The sequence below is a fragment of the Sphingobium sp. Leaf26 genome (genome assembly GCF_001421665.1).
Lineage (GTDB): Bacteria > Pseudomonadota > Alphaproteobacteria > Sphingomonadales > Sphingomonadaceae > Sphingobium.
Map to the genome: position 1 here is coordinate 150,459 of NZ_LMKV01000033.1, position 18,809 is coordinate 169,267.

Here is an 18,809-nt window from a genome sequence, read left to right on the forward strand (position 1 = left end):
AAATCAGAAGCGATTGTCGCGCGGGAAGCCGGTCGGCGGCATGCGGCCGGCAGCGCCACGGGCGACCTTCCACGGCATCATGTCGCTTTCCGTACGGGTCCGACCCGACTCGCCGCCCATGGTCCAGCTAAGACCATCGGCCAGCTTGAAAGCGATCGCATCGGACAGGCCGCCATCGCGATAGCGCTGCATCTGCACCCCCTGCCCACGCGCCATTTTCGGCATTTCCGTGAGGGCGAAGACCAGCAGCTTGCGGTTCTCCCCGATCACCGCGATGCTGTCCGCCTCCGCCGGGATCGGGCGGATGATGCTCAATTTCGCGTCGGCGCGGACATTGACCACCTGCTTGCCCTTGCGGGTTTCCGCCATCAGGTCCGTCACGGCGGCGATGAAACCTCGCCCATCGGACGAGGCCAGCAGCAGTTCGGTGCCGATCCGCGCAGGCATGAAGGCCATGATCGCCCCTTCATTGTCCATGTCGACCAGCGAGCGCACCGGATCGCCGAAACCACGACCACCCGGCAGCTTGTCCGACGCCAGCGTGTAGATGCGCCCGGTGGCGGTCGCCATCAGCAGCTTGTCGGTGGTGTAGGCGTGGAAGGCGAATTGCGGGCCATCGCCTTCCTTGAATTTGAGCGTGTCGGCGGCGGCCAGATCGCGATGGCCGCTCATCGCGCGAATCCAGCCGCGCTCTGACAGGATGACGGTGATCGGCTCGCGCTCGATCATCGCCTCCAGCGGAATTTCGCGCGCGGGAGCCGCTTCCTCCACCAAAGTCCGGCGCCGGCCCAGGTCGGTTTCGGGACCATAGCGCTTGCGCAGCGCCGCCAGATCCTTCTTCAGGCGCTTGCGTTGCAGCACCGGGCTGTCGACCAGTTTCTCCAACTCGTCCTTTTCCTTGACGAGTTCGGCATGTTCGCGCCGCAACTCCATCTCTTCCAGCTTGCGCAGGGAGCGGAGGCGCATGTTCAGGATCGCTTCGGCCTGACGATCGTTCAGGCTGAATTCGGCCATCATCACCTCTTTCGGCTCATCCTCCGTGCGGATGATGGCGATCACCCGGTCGAGGTTGAGATAGGCGATGATATAGCCTTCGAGCAGTTCGAGGCGCGCCGCGATCTTCTCCAGCCGGTGCTGGGCGCGGCGGACCAGCACGTCGATCTGATGCTTGAGCCATTCGATCAGCAGCGGCTTCAAACCCAGCACGCGCGGCGTGCGCGTGGAATCGAGTACGTTGAGGTTGAGCGGGAAGCGGTTTTCCAGATCGGTCAGCCGGAACAGGCTGTCCATCAGCATCTGCGGATCGACGGTGCGGGCGCGCGGTTCGATGACGATGCGGATTTCGGTATCGGATTCGTCGCGCACATCGGCCAGGATCGGTAGTTTCCGGTCATTGATGAGCGCGGCGATCTGCTCGATCAGCTTGGATTTCTGCACTTGGTAGGGGATGTGGGTGACGACCGCGATCCAGGTGCCGCGCCCGCCCTCTTCCTTGTGCCAGCGCGCGCGGGTGCGGAAGGCCCCGCGCCCGGTGACATAGGCTTCGGATATGATCGCGGCATTATCGACAAGCACGCCGCCGGTCGGGAAGTCCGGCCCGCGGACGATCTGCATCAGCGCGGCATGATCCGCATCGGGATTGTCGATCAGCAGTCCGGCGGCGTCGATCAGTTCGCTGACATTGTGCGGCGGGATGCTGGTCGCCATGCCGACCGCGATGCCGGTCGCGCCGTTGGCGAGCAGGTTGGGGAACAGGCCGGGGAAAACCTCCGGCTCCTCATCCTCGCCATTATACGTCGGGCGGAAATCGACCGTGCCTTCGTCCAGGCCGGACATGAGGTCGGCGGCCGCCTGCGTCAGGCGCGCTTCGGTATAGCGCATCGCCGCCGCATTATCGCCGTCGATATTGCCGAAATTACCCTGGCCATCGACCAGCGGGGTGCGCAGCGAAAAATCCTGCGCCAGACGTACCATGGCGTCATAGACCGACGCATCGCCATGCGGGTGATATTTACCGATGACGTCGCCCACGACGCGGGCGCATTTTTTGTAACTGGTCGTGTTGCGCGCCGGATTGGCAACCAGGATGTCGGGGTTGGCGCCGCCCGGCTCCATCTTGAGCAGGCGCATCGCCCATAGCAGGCGCCGATGCACCGGCTTCAGCCCGTCACGCAGGTCCGGCAGCGATCGCGCCGTGATGGTCGACAGCGCATAGACGAGGTAGCGCTGCTGGAGCGCATCATCGAACGGGTGATCCTTGATGGCGTCGAACGGGTCGCGATAGTCGGTCATTGCGGACGGCTTAGCAGGACGGAAGGTGAACGGAAACGGATTTGCTCAATAGCCCGACATGAGCATGTCGAGAGCGTTGGAAATGTCATAATCCCGATCCAACAGCGATAAAACGACTTCACTCAACGACCGAGCAGACACCGCGCCGGAAAATTGCGTCATCATGACCAGTCGTTGCCCGTCCACATCGAATATCGGATTAAGCTTCGCCATCGGCGTGCCGACATGCTCGATGGGAACCAGCGGAACCACAAAGCGCGTCGTCAGACGATCCAGAAGGTCGGATTGGCAATCCAGAACATGGCCCCCGTCAGGCAGGCGATGCACGCAAAAGCGCGCCATCAGAACATCCGGTATTTTTCGAGCGGCAAACCATATTTTTCGACATAGGCGTTGGAAGCCGCGATGCCGGCAGCATTGTCCTCCTGCCAGCGCCGGCCCCGCTCCGCCGCGATCTCTGTGCGCAAAGCCTCTTCACAGGCGCGCGACAGGTTGATGCCCAATGCCTTGGCATCAGCCACAAGATCGACATCCAGCGACAGGTTGGTCGCCTTGCGCCCTGCCATTCGCTCATGCCTGGTCATCATCGACTCCCGCATTCATCATGCGCATGAACATACGCATGACATATCAACGCGGCAAGTAGCGCCCGTCCGGATCGGCGGCGATCTCTGCCGCAAATTCCGCACCGATCCAGTCGCGAAAGGCCTTCACCTTGGCCGTGTTGCGGGCGTGGGGCGGGTAGACGATCCAGTAGCTCGCCTTGTCACGCACATAGGATGGCACCGCCTCGACCAGCAGCCCGGCCTCGACCTCCACCTTCCAGAACATATGCGTGAGAATGGCGACACCTTGCCCGGCCATGGCCGCCCGCCCCTCCATCACCTGACTGTCGAGCGCGATGGCGGGCGGCCCGTCATGATCGCTCGCCTCCACGCCCATCGCCGCCAGCCAGTCATTCCACCAGCTATCCTCCGGCGAGAGACGCGGCAAGGCGAGCAAGGCTGCGGCGTCCGGGATTGGGCCATGGCGCGCGAGCCAGCCGGGGCTGCACATGGGCACAAGGCGGCTGTGCGTCAGCAGTTTCGCCTCCAGTCCCGGCCAGTCGCCCTTGCCACCGCGAATGGCGAGATCGACGCCAGCGTGAGCCAGATCGACAATCGCGTCATTGGCCAGGATGCGCACGGCGAGGTGCGGATGGCGCATCTGGAACCCGCCGATCCGGGGCGCCAGCCAGAGATGGGCGAAGCTGTTGGTGCAACTGATCGTCAGCACCGCTGCATGATCCTGCGTCAGGGCAGCGAAGCCGGCGCGCATCTGGTTGAACGCGCGGGTCAGGATTGGCGCGATCTCCCGCCCCTTGTCGGTCAGCGCCACCTTGCGCCCGATCCGCTGGAACAGGCTGATGCCGAGCCGTTCTTCCAATAGCTTCACCTGATAACTGACCGCCGCCTGGGTCATGCCCAGTTCCTGCGCGGCGACGGTGAAATTTTCCAGCCGTGCGGCGGCCTCGAATACACGGATGGCGGACAGGGGCGGCAGTGCGGACATGCCATTGTTGATAAGCTGTCCTTATCTGAAAGGTCCAGCCTTTTGTTGGCGCGCCCCTGCCCTGTCTGGCACTGCCCGACCCGCGGACTTCGCACCGCACCTTTACCATCGACTCATAGAAGAGGAGCGCGCAATGCGTGACGAATATGACGACCGGCTGTGGAATGACGGCCGCGAACATGCCAATCGCGGCATTGACCAGTTGATCGCGGCGATCATGCAGGCCTTCCGGGCCTTGCATCGCGTGCAATGGGCATCGCCCTGGAACGAAAGCCGGTCCCGCGATCGCACCTGTTGATCCTGGGGCCAATCCTGGCAATGTGCTGCGATTGCGAGATGAGGGGTTGCGGTTTCGTCCTGAGACGCCACTCTTAAAGGCGTGACTGACACCCTTCTTTCCCCCATCGCCCTGCCCGCGCCGCCCGCCACCCTGCTGGAGGGCGCGGCGCTCTTCCTCGATTTCGACGGGACGCTGGTGCCGCTGGCCGACACACCCGATGCCGTCCATGTCGACGACGACCTGCTGGCCATGCTGGTCCGATTGCGCGACCGGCTGGGCGGGCGGCTGGCGATCGTCAGCGGTCGGTCGATCGCAACGCTGCGCGCCATGGGCTTTGGCGACTTCCTGCTGTCGGGCACCCACGGACTGGAATTCGCGCATCCCGGCGAGGAGGTGAAAGCCCCGCCCCGCCTGCCCGCGATCGACGCGGTTGAGGCAGCCTTCCACGCCTTTGCCGATGACAAGCCGGGCCTGCTGGTCGAACGCAAGTCGATCAGCGTGGGCCTGCATTTCCGTGGCGCGCCGATCTGGGGCGAAGCAGCGGGCGCACTGGCCGACCTGCTTGCGCGCGACCATGGGCTGGCGCTGCAACATGGCAAGATGCTTTACGAACTACGCCCCGGCGGCGCGGACAAGGGCAGCGCGCTCATCAGGTTGATGCGCGAAGCGCCCATGGCCGGCGGCATTCCCGTCTTCATCGGAGATGACGTCACCGACGAGGAAGGCTTTGCCGCCGCGACCGAACTGGGCGGCGCGGGCATATTGGTCGGAACGCCGCGCCCGACATTAGCGTCATTCTTTTTGGAACAGGTTGCCGCCGTCAGGCATTATCTGTCCGAGGGGGCCGCCGGATAGATTCCCGGAGACCCCTTTTTGTGACCAACAAATTGGGGGCAGACCGATCCAAGCAGCAAGCGAATCCATCCTGGCCGGATCAGAGCGCACGCTCGACCTCTGGCCTATCGGCAATTGCCAGGCATCCGCGCTGATCGACCGCATGGGCCGCATGGTGTGGGCCTGCGTCCCGCGCGTGGACGGCGACCCGGTCTTTTCCGCACTGCTGGACGACAAGGCTTGGGACGACCAGCAATCGCGCGGCTTCTGGGCCGTAGAGCTGGAGAATTGCGTCGCGGTCGAACAACATTATATCCGCAACACCCCGATATTGGTGACGCGCCAGAGCGACGGCCAGGGCAATGCGATCGAAATTCTGGATTTCTGCCCGCGCCACAAGCATAAGGGCCGCATCTACCGGCCAGTCGCGTTCATCCGCATCGTACGACCGGTGGCCGGCTCCCCCCGCATCCGCGTGAAATTCCGCCCGACGACCAACTGGAACGGCGAACATGTGCCGATCAGCTATGGCTCAAACCATATCCGCATCGTCCTGTCCTACATGGCCATGCGCGTGTCGACCAATGCGCCCATCGGGCTGATCAGCCAGGAAAGCTGGTTCCGGCTGGAGCAGGACGCCCATTTCTTCATGGGACCGGACGAGGGTTTCTCCGACGCGCTGCGCCCGGCGATCGAGCGGATGCTGGACGATACGATCAACGAATGGCAGCTTTGGGTCCGTGGGCTGGCCATCCCCGCCGAATGGCAGGAAGCCGTGATCCGATCCGCCATCACGCTGAAACTGTGCCAGCATGAGGAAACCGGCGCGATCGTCGCCGCGCTGACCACTTCCATTCCCGAACATGCCGACAGCGGGCGCAACTGGGACTATCGCTACTGCTGGGTCCGCGACGCCTATTATACGGTTGAAGCACTCAATCGGCTGGGCGCGCTGGACGTTCTGGAATCCTATCTCGTCTACCTCCGCAACATCGTCGATGGCGCCAAGGGCGGGCATATCCAGCCGCTCTACGACGTGCGCGGCAATGCGACGCTCACCGAATGGGAAGCGGAAAGCCTGCCCGGCTATCGCGGCATGGGGCCGGTGCGGGTGGGCAACGCCGCCTATGAACAGATACAGCACGACGCCTATGGCCAGATCGTGCTGTCTTCGGTTCAAGGCTTCATCGACCAGCGATTGCTGCGCATGGCCGGCCATGCCGATTTCGATGCGCTGGAGGCGGTCGGCGAACGGGCCTGGGCGGTCTATGACCAGCCGGACGCGGGCCTTTGGGAATTGCGTACCCGCGCCCATGTCCACAGCTATAGCGCGGTCATGTGCTGGGCGGCCTGCGATCGGCTGGCCCATGCGGCCTTGGCGATGGACCTGCCGCTGCGTGCCGCCCATTGGGAAAATCGCGCCGAAACGATGAAGGCGCGCATATTGGAGGCATCATGGCGCGAAGACAGCCAGGCCATATCCGCCAATTTCGAGGATGACGCCCGCGACGCATCCCTGCTGCAATTGCTCGATCTGCGGTTCCTGACCGCCGACGATCCGAAATTCATCGGCACGCTGGCCGCGCTGGAGGCCGATCTGCGCCGGGGCAACGACATGCTCCGCTACAGCGCGCCGGACGATTTCGGCGAGCCGGTGACGGCGTTCAACGTCTGCACCTTCTGGCTGGTCGAGGCGCTGCACCGCAGCGGCCGGCGTGAGGAAGCGCGTGAATTGTTCGAAGAAATGCTGTCCCGCCGCACGGCGGCCGGGCTGCTGTCCGAGGATATCGACCCCGCGACCGGGGAATTATGGGGGAACTATCCCCAGACCTACTCATTGGTCGGCATCATCAACTGCGCCGTCTTGCTGAGCAAACCGTGGAGCGCAATGCGTTGAGCCGTCTGATCGTCATATCCAACCGGGTCAGTAGACCCAGCAAGACCGGCAACCAGGGCGGTCTTGCTGTAGCCCTCTCTCAGGCCTTGCGCGAAAGCCGGGGCATATGGGTCGGCTGGTCGGGCGAAGTCACCGACAATTTCACCGGCCATATCGGCTTTGCCGAGGATGAAGGCGTCAAGACGGCGACGATCGACCTGGAAGAGCAGGATGTCGACGAATATTATAATGGCTATGCCAACAAGACGCTGTGGCCGCTGTTCCATTTCCGCATCGACCTGGCCGAATATGCCCGCGATTTCGAGGGCGGCTACAACCGCGTCAACAAACGCTTTGCGGAGACGGCCAGCCCGCTGATCGAACCCGAAGACATCATCTGGGTCCATGATTATCACATGATCCCGCTGGGCCAGATGCTGCGCGACAAGGGATTGAAGAACCGCATGGGCTTCTTCCTCCACATCCCCTGGCCGCCGACGCGCCTGCTGGTGTCGCTGCCCCATCACAGCAAGCTGGTCAGCACCCTGTTCGCTTATGACGTCGTCGGCTTCCATACCGAGGAGTGGCTCGAATCCTTCCGCCATTATGTGGAACGGGAAATGGGCGGCACGGTGGACGGCGATTTCGTCACCGTGGGCGATCGCACCATTCAGGCGGTGGCCTGCCCGATCGGCATCAACGCGCAGGAGTTCGCGCAGGCCGCGACCAGTGATGCCGCGAACGAAATGAGCACATTGGTCCGCGCGTCCTTGCAGGACCGGACCATGATCGTCGGCGTCGACCGGCTCGACTATAGCAAGGGTCTGGAAGAACGGTTCAATGGCTATACCCGGTTCCTGAAGGATCACCCGGAACATCATCGCAAGGTCGTGCTGACCCAGATCGCTCCGCCTTCGCGGGGCGAAGTCGAAAGCTATCAGCAGATCCGCGCCACGCTGGATTCGCTCGCGGGGCGCCTGAACGGCGAGTATAGCGATGTGGACTGGACCCCGATCCGTTACGTCAATCAGGGTTATCCGCGCGACAAGCTGGCCGGCATCTACCGCGGCGCCAAGATCGGGCTGGTGACGCCGCTGCGCGACGGCATGAACCTGGTGGCGAAGGAATATGTCGCGGCGCAAGACCCCGAAGACCCCGGCGTGCTGATCCTGTCGCGCTTTGCCGGGGCGGCGATGCAGTTGAAGGACGCGCTGCTCATCAACCCGTATAGCCCGGAGGAGATGTCCGACGCGATCCTGCGCGCGCTGGCCATGCCGCTGGATGAGCGCAAGCGGCGCTGGCGGGCGATGATGGATAGCGTGGAGCAGCAGGATATAAGCTGGTGGCGGCAATGTTTCACCGGCCGGCTGATGGCGGTCGGACGTGAGGGTGAACCGGCGGACGTCGAGGAAACCGCCGGTTGAGCGAAGGCAAGCCACCGGTTGAGTGTTGCCACCGCTCCGTCTAGGCAACCGCCATGCACAGTGACGATGAAGATGAAGCCCGTGGCCTCTGGCCCGCCATCCGCGCCCGATCCGGCGTCATATTGGGCGTGGTCGGCCTGATCGGCTGGTGCGCGATGATCTGGTTCATGTTCGGGGACGTGCTGTAGCGGTCGCATGGAATTGCACCCCCCGTCATATTGCTCTATGGGCCGGCCAAGCAGCCCCGGCACCCGCTTATCCTTTCCGATTCGCGTTTGCCGGGGCGTAATGTTTTCTAAGATAAGACAGGAACGCGCATGGCCCGTCGCCGCCAGATCTACGAAGGCAAGGCAAAGATCCTTTACGAAGGCCCCGAGCCAGGCACGATCATCCAATATTTCAAGGATGACGCCACCGCCTTCAACGCCCAGAAAAAGGGCACGATTTCCGGCAAGGGCGTTTTGAACAACCGGATTTCCGAGCATATCTTCACCCTGCTCGGCCAGATCGGCGTGCCGACCCACTTCATCCGCCGCCTCAACATGCGCGAACAGCTCGTCCGCCAGGTCGAGATCGTGCCGATCGAGGTCGTGGTGCGCAACGTCGCCGCCGGATCGCTCAGCAAGAAGCTGGGCATCGAGGAAGGCACGCAGCTCCCCCGGACGCTGATCGAATATTGCTACAAGGATGATGCGCTGGGCGACCCGCTGATCTCCGAAGAGCATATCGCCTGCTTCGGCTGGGCTACGCAGGAAGAAATGCACGACATCGCCGACATGGCGATCCGCATCAACGATTTCATGTGCGGCCTGTTCGCCGGGATCGGCATCCGCCTGGTCGATTTCAAGCTGGAATTCGGTCGCCTGTATGACGGCGATTACAGCCGCGTCATCCTGGCGGACGAGATCAGCCCCGACGGGTGCCGCCTGTGGGACATGGCGACCAACGAGAAGCTGGACAAGGATCGCTTCCGTCGCGACCTGGGCGGCGAGAGCGAGGCTTATCAGGAAGTGGCCCGCCGTCTTGGCCTGCTGCCCGAAGGGCTGGACACCACCGTCCTCGACCTCGACACGCATCGCAAGAAGCGCGAGAAGGACTGAATAAGGAAGGGCCGGCCATAGCGCCGGCCTTTTTTATATCCTGAACCTTCCCTCCATACCCCCGTTCGGGCCAAGCCAGTCGACGCCCTGCCCTTCCCGGATATCCTGCCTCACGCCATCAGCGCATCGACCAGCAGCTTGAGGCCAAGCAGCACCATCAGCACATAGATGAGCGTGTAGAAGCGCGCGGCGTCGACCCGGCGGACCAGCGCCACGCCGGCGAAGGTCGCCCCGATGGCCACCGGCGCCAGCATCGCCGTCGCCATCAGGTTGCGCGTGGTGAATTGCCCCAGCGCGGCGTAGGCCGGCACCTTCATCCAGTTCATCACCGCAAAGGCGACCGCGGTCGTCCCGACCAGCATGTCGCGCGGCAACTTTTTGGGCAGCACCCACATCTGGAAGGGCGGCGATCCGGCATGGGCGATCTGGCTGGTAAAGCCGCTGCCGATGCCGAACAGAAAGCCCATCCAGTCGGGCGAATGGGATGGCAGCACGATCGCCCCGCCCCGCTCGACCCAGAGCCGTTGCAGACCGAACAGCATGGAAATGACGCCCAGCGCGCCCAGCACGGTGCTTTCGGGCACCTGCGCGGCAAAGACATAACCCAGCCCCACGCCCACCGCCATGCCGGGCAGCATCACCTTCAGGACATGCGCGTCCCAACTTTTGCGAAACGCCCAGACGCTGACGACATCTTGCAAAATCAGGATCGGCAACAGGATCGCCGCCCCGCGCACCGGATCGACACCCAGCGCCATGATCGGCATCGCCAGCGCCCCCACGCCGGCAAAGCCACCCTTGGCAAGGCCGGAAACGATGACCGCGACGATGGCGCAGGTGAAGTAGAGCAGGTCCGGGTTCATGCGGTCGGCTTAAGCGATGTGCGAGCCGGTGGGAATGGAGGATTGGGTGGGGAGCGGACGGTCTCCTATTGAAAGGATGACCAGCGATTGCAGACGTTGCGCAATAGAAATCATTCAGCGACCATCGCTCGATTGCGAAAGTTTAGATCATGAGTAGCATTGGTGGAATGCGAATCGCCTCTGCCAGATTGCGCCTACTCGGAAATTGCGTGTTCGCAACCGTCCTCGCGCTCGTATTCTTCTTGGTATTTCTAAGCGATGGTAGAATTCTGAATTTGACAGCCATCAGGGGAGGCGACGTGACCTGGCAGGGTATCCAGCTATTTTGTTGGATGATGTTGCTTGGCTTCGGATGGCGTCTCACCGTCGGTAGTTGGAAGCATCTGAGGGGTTTGAAGCGTGTGACGCTGATGGGCTTACTGACCCTTCTTATATTTCTGGTCATCTTTTCTTTTTTGCCTGATACCGCTCCGCGCTGGGTAGGCGCGATGTTAGCAGGCTTGACGGCGTTCGCTGCAAGCCTAGTCGCGGATCGGATTGTCCCCAAAGCAGCATCTAATCGCTGAGCCTTAACGACAATTGGTCACTTGATTTGGTCGTTCGATTTACGAACTGCTGTCCGAATGAGCGTCCAGTTTTAGGATGCAGATCATCACAAGGAAATGACAACTTCTGGTCGCTTGCGGTCATACCTCTTTCGTCATGCCGGGCTTGACCCGGTATCCCGCTTTCCTCCGGGCCAGAATAAGCGACAACCCGGATCAAGACGGGGGTGACGGAAGCGCTCGGCACCGGCCATCGCCATACGCGCACCATGCCCCTACCAATGTAGGATTTTATCTGATCTATCCTGCCGGATGACAGTCTCGCCGCGCCCCATTTTACTCTATATCCGCCGAAATCGGCCGCACCATCGTGACCCGACTGTCGCGTTCCCGGCGCGTTGCTGTGGCCTGCCCGTCGCTGCAACGGCGCGGCGTCGTGCCCTTACAGGCGCGTCGCTGCCGCGTGGGCGGCGCATATCCACCTGTTTCCGACACTTTTGCTTGTCCAGTGACGGTGTGAACTTTGCAGCGCCATGCAACCGTGACCCTGTCGTGACCCACGCCGTTGCTTCGGCTGCCCTCGATCATGCCCTCATCGCTTCGCGCGATAGCCGATCAGCAGGCCGAAGGCGAAACAGGCGAGCAGGGCGAGGCGGACCTTGCCGTCCGGGTCGCTATAGCCAACAATTTGCTGTCCCCATGCGAACAGCCCGACAAACATCGCCAGTGCCAGCCCGGACATCCCACTTGCTCCCCCCTCCCAAATCTGCCGGGCACAATAGCGCAATGACGGCTAAGAAAGTCATAATGGCTTGCCTCCGCGCCCCGCCGCGCCTAGGGGGTGCGGCAAAGTTTGGCCGTGCGCAATCGCGCGGCTTCAGTCGATTCCAAGGAGTCCGCGTCTCATGAAAGCCCGCATCTTCGTCACTCTCAAGGGCGGTGTGCTCGATCCGCAGGGGCGTGCGATCCAGCATGCGCTGAGCGGTCTGGGCTTCGACGGCGTCAATGACGTGCGCGCCGGCAAGCTCATCGAACTGGACCTGGCCGATGGCACCAGCGACGAAGATATCGACGCCATGTGCCGCAAGCTGCTGGCCAACACGGTGATCGAAAATTACCGCATCGAAAAGGTCGCCTGAAATGAAGAGCGCCGTCATCGTCTTTCCGGGCAGCAATTGCGACCGCGACCTGGCGGTGGCGTTCGAGGCTGCGACCGGAAGCAAGCCGGAGATGATCTGGCACCGCGACACCGACCTGCCCGACGACATCGACCTGATCGGCGTACCGGGCGGCTTTTCCTATGGCGACTATCTGCGTTCCGGTGCGATGGCCGCACGGTCGCCGGTGATGCAGGCCGTGGCAAGAGCCGCCGATCGCGGCGCCTTCGTCCTGGGCATCTGCAACGGGTTCCAGGTGCTGACCGAAAGCGGCCTGCTGCCCGGCGCGCTGCTGCGCAATGCCGGTGGCCATTTCGTCTGCCGCGACGTCGCCCTGACGGTCGAGAACGCCCAGAGCGCCTTTACCAGCCTGTACGACGCGGGCGAAGCGATCACTTATCCGGTGGCGCATCATGACGGCAATTATTTCGCCGACGACGCCACGCTCGACCGGCTGGAAGGCGAAGGCCGCGTGGCGCTGCGCTATGCGGAAAGCGTCAATGGTTCGGCCCGCAACATCGCCGGCATCCTGAACGACGCCGGCAATGTGCTGGGCATGATGCCCCACCCCGAGCGCGTGATCGAGGCTGCCCATGGCAAGACCGACGGCCAGCGCCTGTTCAAGGGGATCGTCGAGGGGTTGCTGGCGAAAGCGTAAGCCGCCTTTCCTGACCGGCACAAAAAAGAGCGCCTTCCTCGTCGGGAAGGCGCTCTTTTTTATGTCCTACAGCGGCCCTGACGGCTTATCACCGGCGCAGGTCAGCCGCCGCGATGATAGTCATAATCCAGCGCCCGCCCCTGTTGCTTGGTCAGGATGCCCCCGATGATCGCGCCGCCGCTACGCCGCAACGTCTCCACCGCCGAACGCAGGCCGCCATGATGGTTGCGCCCCCATTCGATCACCAGCAGGCTGGCCTGCGCCTTGGCCGCCAGCAGATGGGCGTCGGTAAGCCCCAGCAATGGCGGCGCGTCGATCAGCACCGTATCATAGCCGTCGCGTACCGCCGCCAGCAGCCCGTCCAGCGCGGATGTGGACAGAAGCTCGGACGGATTGGGCGGCAATGTGCCGCAGGGCAGCAGCGCCACCCCGGCGACGGCGGTCGGCATGATGACCTCCGCCACCTTCGCCTGCCCCGTCAGCACTTCGCTGATGCCGCGCGCGGGCGACAGGCGGAAAAGGCGATGCTGCGCCGGACGCCGCATGTCGCCATCGACCACCAGCACCGATTTGCCCAGGCCTGCCAGCGCCAGCGCCAGCGCGTGAAGGGTGAGCGACTTGCCCTCCCCCTCCTGCGCGCTGGTGACGAGGATGGAGCGCGGCAGGCCGTCGGCCGATGCCAGCAACAACGAGGACGCAATCGGCGTGAAGATTTCCGGCGGCTGCGGGTTGTCGCCCGTCACCGGCACCGCGCCCAGCAGCGGCAGTCCCACCCGCTCCGCCAGCGTGTCGGCGGATGTCACGGCATCGTCGAACATGTGCCGCGCCGCCACCAGCAACAGGCCAAGCGCCATGCCGCCCAGACAGGCCAGCGACAGGATGCGACCGATCCGTGGCGAGAAGGGCCTGGTCGGGACCGCGGCACGATCGAGCGGCTGGATGCGACCGGCCTGGAACCCCGCCTGCGACGCCATGTCGCGATAACGCTGCAACAGGCTGTCATGCAGCATGCGATAGGTATCGACCGACCGTTCCATGATGCCCATCTGGACGCCACGGCCCTGCTCCACCCGCGCCTGTTCTTCCAGTTGGGCGATTTCCTTGGCGATCTGATCCTCGCCGCGCCGGGCAACGTCATATTGTTCGCGCAGCGAGGCACGGATGCTGTTCGCCATGCTGTCGGCCTGCTCGTCCAGTGCCACCAGCCGGGCACGGGCCTCGCGCATTTCGGGATGGGCATCCTTGCGAAACTGCCGTTCCTCGGCAAGCACCGCGCGGGCCTGCGCCCGTTCGGCGATGATCTGCTGCATGGCGCCATTGCCCAGCACTTCGGGCAAGGTATCCGCCCTGGACTGGCGCGCACTTTCCCAGCGCTTCTGCGCCGCGATCCGGTCCGCCACCGCCTGCGCGCGATAGCCGTTCAACTGGGCAAGCCGCGTGGCCACCGATCCTTCCGGCGATGCCGGCGGCGCGGACGGCCGGGCCGGATTGTCTCCTTCCCCGGCCTTTTCGTCCACGGGCATCATGGTGCCATTGCGGGCGGCATAGACGGCCAGATCACGCTCGGCCCGCGACAGATCGTTGCGTGCCCCGTCCAGTTCGCCAAGCAGGAAGCGGCGCGCCTGCACACCGGATTCAAAGCCACGCTTCAGGTCGGCGCGGATCAGGCTGTCGGCATAGCTGTTGGCGATGCGGGCGGACAGGACCGGGTCGGAACTGACGAAGCTGATGCGCAGCACCCGCGACTTGCCGGGTAGTTGCACTTCCAGATTTTCGCGCAGCAGGCGCACGACCATGTCCTGTTCCACCTGCCGCTGCGACAGGGTGCCGACGCCCTGCGTCGGGCGCTCGCGATCCATGCCCTTGAAGAAGGTCGGCGTGCCGACCAGCGCCAACGAGCGCGAGACTTCCTCTGCCAGAGCGCGGCTGCGCAGAACCTCCAATTCGGTCTGCATCAGGCTTTCGGTGTCATTGGCATTGCCGGCGCGCTGTGCCGTGGCCGATCCGGCAGCGCCAGCGGGCACATCTTCCACTTCGACCGAAGCAGTCGCCCGATAGTCAGGGGTCGATGTGAGGATGATAATCGCCCCGGCGAGCAGGCTGAGCGCCATGGTGACGAACAGGATGACGCGATGGCGGCGCAGCACCAGCCAGCCATAGCGGGCCGAAGCCGAAAGGCGCGCGTTCAGGCCGGCGGCATTTCCTGCCGGATGGGTAAGGGGCGCCATCATCGTCCTCCGTCCAGCGCGATGAAGCCCGTGGCGAGCGCCGGCACGGCCAGCAGCGCACCGCCCAATATCGCCTTGGCGCGCGACAGGCCGACGATCACCCGGTCACCCGGCAGAATTTCTGGATCCGGCGCCCTCCCCTTGCGAATAGCGGCAAGGTCGAACAGCGCCGCCTGTCTCTGACCATCCAGTTGACGCACGATCAGCACCTGATTGAGACCTGCAAGCCGGGTCGGCCCCTTGGCCAGCGCCACTGCCTGCAACAGGGTCAGCCGCCCCTCGACCGGGTAAAGGCCCGGTTCGCGCACTTCGCCATCCAGCGTGACGCGGCGGCTCACCGCCTTCTTGACGAACAGGGTAACCTGCGGCGAAACGAGATAACGCTGGCCAAGGCGACCGGCGATGACGTCCGCCGCTTCGCCCGAGGTCAGGCCGGCAACCGAAACGTCGCCTACCAGCGGCATGCGAACCATGCCCGTCGCGGTGACCTGCGCGTCCTCCAGCGACAGGTCGGGCTCGTGATAGACCTGAATGCGCAGCACATCGTCAGGCGCGATGCGATAATCCATGCCGATGGCGGGTGCCGGCGGGATGGCGGCGTAGGCCGCTTCGCCCCGCGGCGCATCCTCGACGGTCGAGCAGGCTCCGAGCAGGCCGAAGGCGACAAGCGCGATAATCGATCGATTGATGCTGTTTGCGCGCTTCATCCCGGCTTTTGCCCCGTCAAGACCCAGTCGAAGCCGGGGGTTAACGAGGCAGCGAGGGGATGGCAACCGCAGACGGGACGGGCCGAGAGCCACGCCTCTGCGGCGGAAGCTGCGTCAGACCGCCAGGCGACCGGGCGTCGGCTGCGCGGCGCGACGCGGTTGATCGGGCCAGATGCCCCTTGTGTCATAGACGGCCTTGCCGGCGCGTTCGTCGACGGGGACAGATTTGAACATGTCATGATCGACAAGAATGACGAACACGCCACATTGTTCCAGAGCCGTATCGAGATCCATGAGTTCGGCGCCGGTGCCGGCAAATTCCATCGGCAGGTCGCGCGCATAGGGTTCGACCAGCTTGATGCGGCGGCCATAGCGACGGGCGAGGCGCGCAGCGACCTTGACGGCCGGGCTTTCGCGGAAATCGTCGATATTCGCCTTGAAGGCGAGGCCGAGGCAGGCGATGTCCTCATCGGCAAATTCGTCGATCAGGTCGGATGCCTTGGCGACGACATAATCCGTCTTGCCATCATTCACTTCGCGCGCGGTGCGGATGATGCGGGCATTTTCCGGGTCGCCATGGACGATGAACCAGGGATCGACGGCAATGCAATGGCCACCGACGCCGGGACCGGGCGACAGGATGTTGACGCGCGGATGCCGGTTGGCGAGGCGGATCACCTCCCACACGTCGATGTCCATATTCTCGGCGATCACCGAGAGTTCATTGGCGAAGGCGATGTTGACGTCGCGGAAGCTGTTTTCGACCAGCTTCACCATTTCGGCCGCGCGGGCGGTGGTGGTGATGCAGGCCCCGCGCACGAACTGGCGGTAGAAACCAAGCGCCTTGCGCGCGCAGCGAGGCGTGATGCCACCGATGCAGCGATCATTGTCGATCAGTTCCACCAGGATGCGACCGGGCAGAACGCGCTCCGGGCAATAGGCAATGGCGATGTCGCCCGCCACGCCCGTCCCCGGCATCTTGAGGTCGGGACGGATCGAGCCGATCACGTCGCGCATCGCTTCGGTCGTGCCAACGGGCGACGTGGATTCCAGAATCACGGTATCGCCGGCCTTGAGCACCGGGGCGATGGTGCTGGCGGCTTTGAGGATATAGCTGATGTCGGGCGCGCGATCCTCCGCCACCGGGGTCGGCACGGCGATGATGAAGACATCGCTTTCCTCGACCTCCAGACTGGCGCGCAGGTTGCCCCGCGCGACCACGCCCTGGACCAGACCGTCGAGATCGACCTCCTCGATATGGACGCGGCCAGAATTGACCGTCTCGACCACATGGGCGCTGACGTCCACACCCACCACCTGCGCGCCGCCACGAGCGATCAGGGCGGCGGTCGGCAGGCCGATATAGCCAAGGCCAATGACGGAAACCTTCTGCTTGGCATCAACGGGCATAAGGCGGGCAATCCTTCAATCGGTGAATTCGCCCGCATTTCTGCCCGATAATGCTGAAGATTTCGGTAACGCTGGGCGTGACCGGCCGCTTGCCTGAATTAGCGGCTGTGCGGCGAAGGCTGGCGCGCCATGTGCATAGGCGAGCGGATCACAGGCGTCGTGATGATCTTGGTCTTCATCAGGGTACGGATGCGCTCCGCGCCGTCGGGATTGAGCAAGACGACACGTGTGCCACCCGACGTCAGCGTCTCGATGGTGGAAATGGCGATAGCGTGGCGGGTGCAAAGCGCCGTGACATCATGCTGCGACGCATTGAGGTTTATGGCGCGGCTCATGCGGACAAGCTACGCGAAAGGGTGGCGATCGAAATGGTCATGAGACAAGCTCCTTGCTTGGCAAGCGGGAGCGCGAACATGTCTCTCGGTCGGAGCGAATGCTTGCGGGCAGATTTCGCGGCGATGCCACCCTCTAGCAGATGGTCGCCGCACCGTCGCGGCTTTTATTCCCCTCCGCGCCCTGCCCCGATCACCGCCGCGATTCGTGCTGCCGCCTGCCCGTCGCCGAACGGATTATGCGCGAGGGCCATGGCCTGATAGGCGTCCTCATCGTCCAGCAGTCCCAGCACTTCGCGCACGATCAGCGCGCGATCTGTACCGACCAGCTTTGCCGTTCCAGCCTCCACCCCTTCGGGCCGTTCAGTGGTTTCCCGCATGACCAGCACAGGCTTGCCGAGCGAGGGCGCTTCTTCCTGCACGCCGCCGCTGTCGGTCAGGACCAGATGACACAGGTCCAGCAAGCGGACGAAATGAGGATAGTCCAGCGGTTCGATCATCGCGACATTGGGCAGATCGCCCAGCACCGCGTCCATCACCGGGCGGACATTGGGGTTGGGATGAACCGGGAAGATGACCGCGACATCGGGGCGCGCCGCAATGTCGGCGATAGCGCGTGCGATCGCTTCCATCCCGCCACCGAAATTTTCCCGACGGTGGCTGGTGACAGCGACGATGCGCTTGCCGGCGAAACGGGACGCCAGATCGTCAAGGCCGCTGGCCAGTGCCGGCTCAGCCAGCACCCGATCGCGCGTGACCAGCAGCGCGTCGATCACCGTGTTGCCGGTGATATGGATAGCCGCAGCATCGCGGTTTTCCTTGAGCAATGCGTCGGCGGCCGCCTGTGTCGGCGCGAAGTTCATGTCTGCAATGCAGGCGACGACGCGACGGTTCACCTCTTCCGGCCAGGGATGATGAATGTCGCCGCTCCGCAACCCCGCCTCGACATGCGCGACCGGAATCTTGCGATAATAGGCCGCAAGGCTGGCGACCATCGTCGTCAGCGTATCCCCATGGACCACGATGCGGTCGGGCTTCTCCGCGTCGAACGCCTTGCCCAGTTCCACGATCAGCTTCGCCGTCAGCCCGTCCAGCGTCTGGTTGGGCACCATGACGTCGAGGTCGATGTCCGGGACGATGCCGGCGATTGCCAATACCTGATCCAGCAGGCCGCGATGCTGCGCTGTCACGATGACGCGCGTATCCACGCCGGGCTGCGCGCGCAGCGCATGGACAACCGGGAACATCTTGATCGCTTCCGGCCGTGTCCCGAATACCAGCGCTACTTTCACATCTGTTCCTTTGCCTGCCTTTGCGCCCCGCCTGTCGCAGAAATTGGTAACCAGCCGCTAAACAACCTTGCCAATTTCATCGCTGCGATGCAGCGAATTGTAATGTCCGCAGACTATGATAGAGCCTGCGGACAGTCACCACCCTTTTGGAGCTGAACAGTTCATGAAAATCACGATGATCGGCACAGGTTATGTAGGCCTTGTGTCAGGGGCCTGTTTTGCGGATTTTGGTCATGACGTGGTGTGCGTTGACAAGGACG

General features: G+C 63.5%; 21 protein-coding genes. 10 read left to right on the forward strand and 11 right to left on the reverse strand.

Going from position 1 to position 18,809, the window contains the following annotated elements:
* Positions 1–3: 3 nt before the first annotated feature.
* The 4 genes from parC to ASE85_RS22070 are packed head-to-tail and all read right to left on the reverse strand — an operon-like array spanning position 4 to position 3,843.
* Complete coding sequence (parC, locus tag ASE85_RS22055; protein WP_056694094.1) at positions 4–2,292, reverse strand: DNA topoisomerase IV subunit A; 2,289 nt, start codon at positions 2,290–2,292, stop codon at positions 4–6.
* Positions 2,293–2,337: 45 nt separating this feature from the next.
* Positions 2,338–2,634, reverse strand: coding sequence for a CcdB family protein (locus ASE85_RS22060; RefSeq protein WP_056694096.1), 297 nt, complete (start codon positions 2,632–2,634; stop codon positions 2,338–2,340).
* A complete protein-coding gene (locus ASE85_RS22065) occupies positions 2,634–2,876 on the reverse strand; it encodes a type II toxin-antitoxin system CcdA family antitoxin (RefSeq protein ID WP_056694188.1) in 243 nt (80 codons plus the stop codon). The genes ASE85_RS22060 and ASE85_RS22065 overlap by 1 nt, the downstream gene beginning before the upstream one ends.
* 46 nt (positions 2,877–2,922) lie before the next feature.
* Positions 2,923–3,843, reverse strand: coding sequence for a LysR substrate-binding domain-containing protein (locus ASE85_RS22070; protein ID WP_200928434.1), 921 nt, complete (start codon positions 3,841–3,843; stop codon positions 2,923–2,925).
* A gap of 133 nt (positions 3,844–3,976) precedes the next feature.
* Here ASE85_RS22070 and ASE85_RS23635 point away from each other — a divergent pair, with 133 nt between their 5' ends.
* The 6 genes from ASE85_RS23635 to purC all read left to right on the forward strand — a co-directional run bounded on the left by ASE85_RS23635 (position 3,977) and on the right by purC (position 9,357).
* Entirely contained in the window at positions 3,977–4,141 is a 165-nt protein-coding gene (locus ASE85_RS23635) for a hypothetical protein (protein ID WP_200928435.1), read from the forward strand.
* Positions 4,142–4,222: 81 nt separating this feature from the next.
* Positions 4,223–4,978: a trehalose-phosphatase gene (otsB, locus tag ASE85_RS22075; RefSeq protein WP_056694101.1), complete on the forward strand. Its 756-nt coding sequence runs from the start codon at positions 4,223–4,225 to the stop codon at positions 4,976–4,978.
* 106 nt (positions 4,979–5,084) lie between these two features.
* Entirely contained in the window at positions 5,085–6,854 is a 1,770-nt protein-coding gene (locus ASE85_RS22080) for a glycoside hydrolase family 15 protein (protein ID WP_268795153.1), read from the forward strand.
* Positions 6,851–8,257 carry an alpha,alpha-trehalose-phosphate synthase (UDP-forming) gene (gene otsA, locus ASE85_RS22085; RefSeq protein WP_082462979.1) on the forward strand — a complete coding sequence of 469 codons (1,407 nt, stop codon included), beginning with the start codon at positions 6,851–6,853 and terminating at the stop codon, positions 8,255–8,257. Before ASE85_RS22080 ends, otsA begins: the two co-directional genes overlap by 4 nt.
* 53 nt (positions 8,258–8,310) lie before the next feature.
* Positions 8,311–8,445: a hypothetical protein gene (locus ASE85_RS24265; RefSeq protein ID WP_268795152.1), complete on the forward strand. Its 135-nt coding sequence runs from the start codon at positions 8,311–8,313 to the stop codon at positions 8,443–8,445.
* Between the two features lie 129 nt (positions 8,446–8,574).
* Positions 8,575–9,357 (forward strand): phosphoribosylaminoimidazolesuccinocarboxamide synthase, encoded by a 783-nt coding sequence (gene purC / locus ASE85_RS22090; protein ID WP_056694109.1) that lies wholly within the window; start codon positions 8,575–8,577, stop codon positions 9,355–9,357.
* A gap of 110 nt (positions 9,358–9,467) precedes the next feature.
* On the opposite strand, the gene ASE85_RS22095 is transcribed toward purC, so the two are convergent.
* Positions 9,468–10,220, reverse strand: coding sequence for a sulfite exporter TauE/SafE family protein (locus ASE85_RS22095; RefSeq protein ID WP_056694115.1), 753 nt, complete (start codon positions 10,218–10,220; stop codon positions 9,468–9,470).
* A gap of 299 nt (positions 10,221–10,519) precedes the next feature.
* Between ASE85_RS22095 and ASE85_RS23285 the strand changes: the two genes are divergently transcribed.
* Positions 10,520–10,786, forward strand: coding sequence for a hypothetical protein (locus ASE85_RS23285; RefSeq protein WP_156358469.1), 267 nt, complete (start codon positions 10,520–10,522; stop codon positions 10,784–10,786).
* 571 nt (positions 10,787–11,357) lie between these two features.
* Here ASE85_RS23285 and ASE85_RS23640 read toward each other — a convergent pair.
* On the reverse strand, positions 11,358–11,507 hold the full coding sequence (locus ASE85_RS23640; protein WP_184265523.1) for a hypothetical protein: 150 nt from the start codon (positions 11,505–11,507) through the stop codon (positions 11,358–11,360).
* 163 nt (positions 11,508–11,670) lie between these two features.
* Here ASE85_RS23640 and purS point away from each other — a divergent pair, with 163 nt between their 5' ends.
* Positions 11,671–11,904 (forward strand): phosphoribosylformylglycinamidine synthase subunit PurS, encoded by a 234-nt coding sequence (purS, locus tag ASE85_RS22105; protein ID WP_056694119.1) that lies wholly within the window; start codon positions 11,671–11,673, stop codon positions 11,902–11,904.
* Position 11,905: 1 nt separating this feature from the next.
* Complete coding sequence (gene purQ / locus ASE85_RS22110; protein WP_056694122.1) at positions 11,906–12,580, forward strand: phosphoribosylformylglycinamidine synthase subunit PurQ; 675 nt, start codon at positions 11,906–11,908, stop codon at positions 12,578–12,580.
* 101 nt (positions 12,581–12,681) lie between these two features.
* Here the strand turns inward: purQ and ASE85_RS22115 are convergent, their stop codons facing one another.
* The 5 genes from ASE85_RS22115 to wecB form a co-directional block, all read right to left on the reverse strand.
* A complete protein-coding gene (locus ASE85_RS22115) occupies positions 12,682–14,811 on the reverse strand; it encodes a polysaccharide biosynthesis tyrosine autokinase (RefSeq protein ID WP_082462977.1) in 2,130 nt (709 codons plus the stop codon).
* On the reverse strand, positions 14,808–15,515 hold the full coding sequence (locus tag ASE85_RS22120) for a polysaccharide biosynthesis/export family protein (RefSeq protein ID WP_056694124.1): 708 nt from the start codon (positions 15,513–15,515) through the stop codon (positions 14,808–14,810). Before ASE85_RS22120 ends, ASE85_RS22115 begins: the two co-directional genes overlap by 4 nt.
* A 114-nt stretch (positions 15,516–15,629) precedes the next feature.
* Positions 15,630–16,925: a UDP-N-acetyl-D-mannosamine dehydrogenase gene (gene wecC, locus ASE85_RS22125; RefSeq protein ID WP_056694126.1), complete on the reverse strand. Its 1,296-nt coding sequence runs from the start codon at positions 16,923–16,925 to the stop codon at positions 15,630–15,632.
* 98 nt (positions 16,926–17,023) lie between these two features.
* Positions 17,024–17,260 carry a hypothetical protein gene (locus ASE85_RS22130; RefSeq protein ID WP_056694130.1) on the reverse strand — a complete coding sequence of 79 codons (237 nt, stop codon included), beginning with the start codon at positions 17,258–17,260 and terminating at the stop codon, positions 17,024–17,026.
* Positions 17,261–17,424: 164 nt separating this feature from the next.
* On the reverse strand, positions 17,425–18,549 hold the full coding sequence (wecB, locus tag ASE85_RS22135; protein WP_056694133.1) for a non-hydrolyzing UDP-N-acetylglucosamine 2-epimerase: 1,125 nt from the start codon (positions 18,547–18,549) through the stop codon (positions 17,425–17,427).
* A gap of 163 nt (positions 18,550–18,712) precedes the next feature.
* Here wecB and ASE85_RS22745 point away from each other — a divergent pair.
* Positions 18,713–18,809 (forward strand): hypothetical protein (locus ASE85_RS22745; RefSeq protein WP_156358470.1); only part of this gene is annotated, 97 nt, incomplete at its 3' end.

Coding starts and splice junctions, on each gene's coding strand:
- ASE85_RS22130 (WP_056694130.1), bottom strand. CDS start 17,260: ATGAGCCGCGCCATAAACCTCAATGCGTCGCAGCATGATGTCACGGCG.
- wecC (WP_056694126.1), bottom strand. CDS start 16,925: ATGCCCGTTGATGCCAAGCAGAAGGTTTCCGTCATTGGCCTTGGCTAT.
- purC (WP_056694109.1), top strand. CDS start 8,575: ATGGCCCGTCGCCGCCAGATCTACGAAGGCAAGGCAAAGATCCTTTAC.
- purS (WP_056694119.1), top strand. CDS start 11,671: ATGAAAGCCCGCATCTTCGTCACTCTCAAGGGCGGTGTGCTCGATCCG.
- ASE85_RS22060 (WP_056694096.1), bottom strand. CDS start 2,634: ATGGCGCGCTTTTGCGTGCATCGCCTGCCTGACGGGGGCCATGTTCTG.
- ASE85_RS23640 (WP_184265523.1), bottom strand. CDS start 11,507: ATGTCCGGGCTGGCACTGGCGATGTTTGTCGGGCTGTTCGCATGGGGA.
- ASE85_RS23635 (WP_200928435.1), top strand. CDS start 3,977: ATGCGTGACGAATATGACGACCGGCTGTGGAATGACGGCCGCGAACAT.
- purQ (WP_056694122.1), top strand. CDS start 11,906: ATGAAGAGCGCCGTCATCGTCTTTCCGGGCAGCAATTGCGACCGCGAC.
- ASE85_RS22120 (WP_056694124.1), bottom strand. CDS start 15,515: ATGAAGCGCGCAAACAGCATCAATCGATCGATTATCGCGCTTGTCGCC.
- ASE85_RS22115 (WP_082462977.1), bottom strand. CDS start 14,811: ATGATGGCGCCCCTTACCCATCCGGCAGGAAATGCCGCCGGCCTGAAC.
- ASE85_RS22065 (WP_056694188.1), bottom strand. CDS start 2,876: ATGACCAGGCATGAGCGAATGGCAGGGCGCAAGGCGACCAACCTGTCG.
- ASE85_RS22095 (WP_056694115.1), bottom strand. CDS start 10,220: ATGAACCCGGACCTGCTCTACTTCACCTGCGCCATCGTCGCGGTCATC.
- ASE85_RS24265 (WP_268795152.1), top strand. CDS start 8,311: ATGCACAGTGACGATGAAGATGAAGCCCGTGGCCTCTGGCCCGCCATC.
- parC (WP_056694094.1), bottom strand. CDS start 2,292: ATGACCGACTATCGCGACCCGTTCGACGCCATCAAGGATCACCCGTTC.
- ASE85_RS22070 (WP_200928434.1), bottom strand. CDS start 3,843: ATGTCCGCACTGCCGCCCCTGTCCGCCATCCGTGTATTCGAGGCCGCC.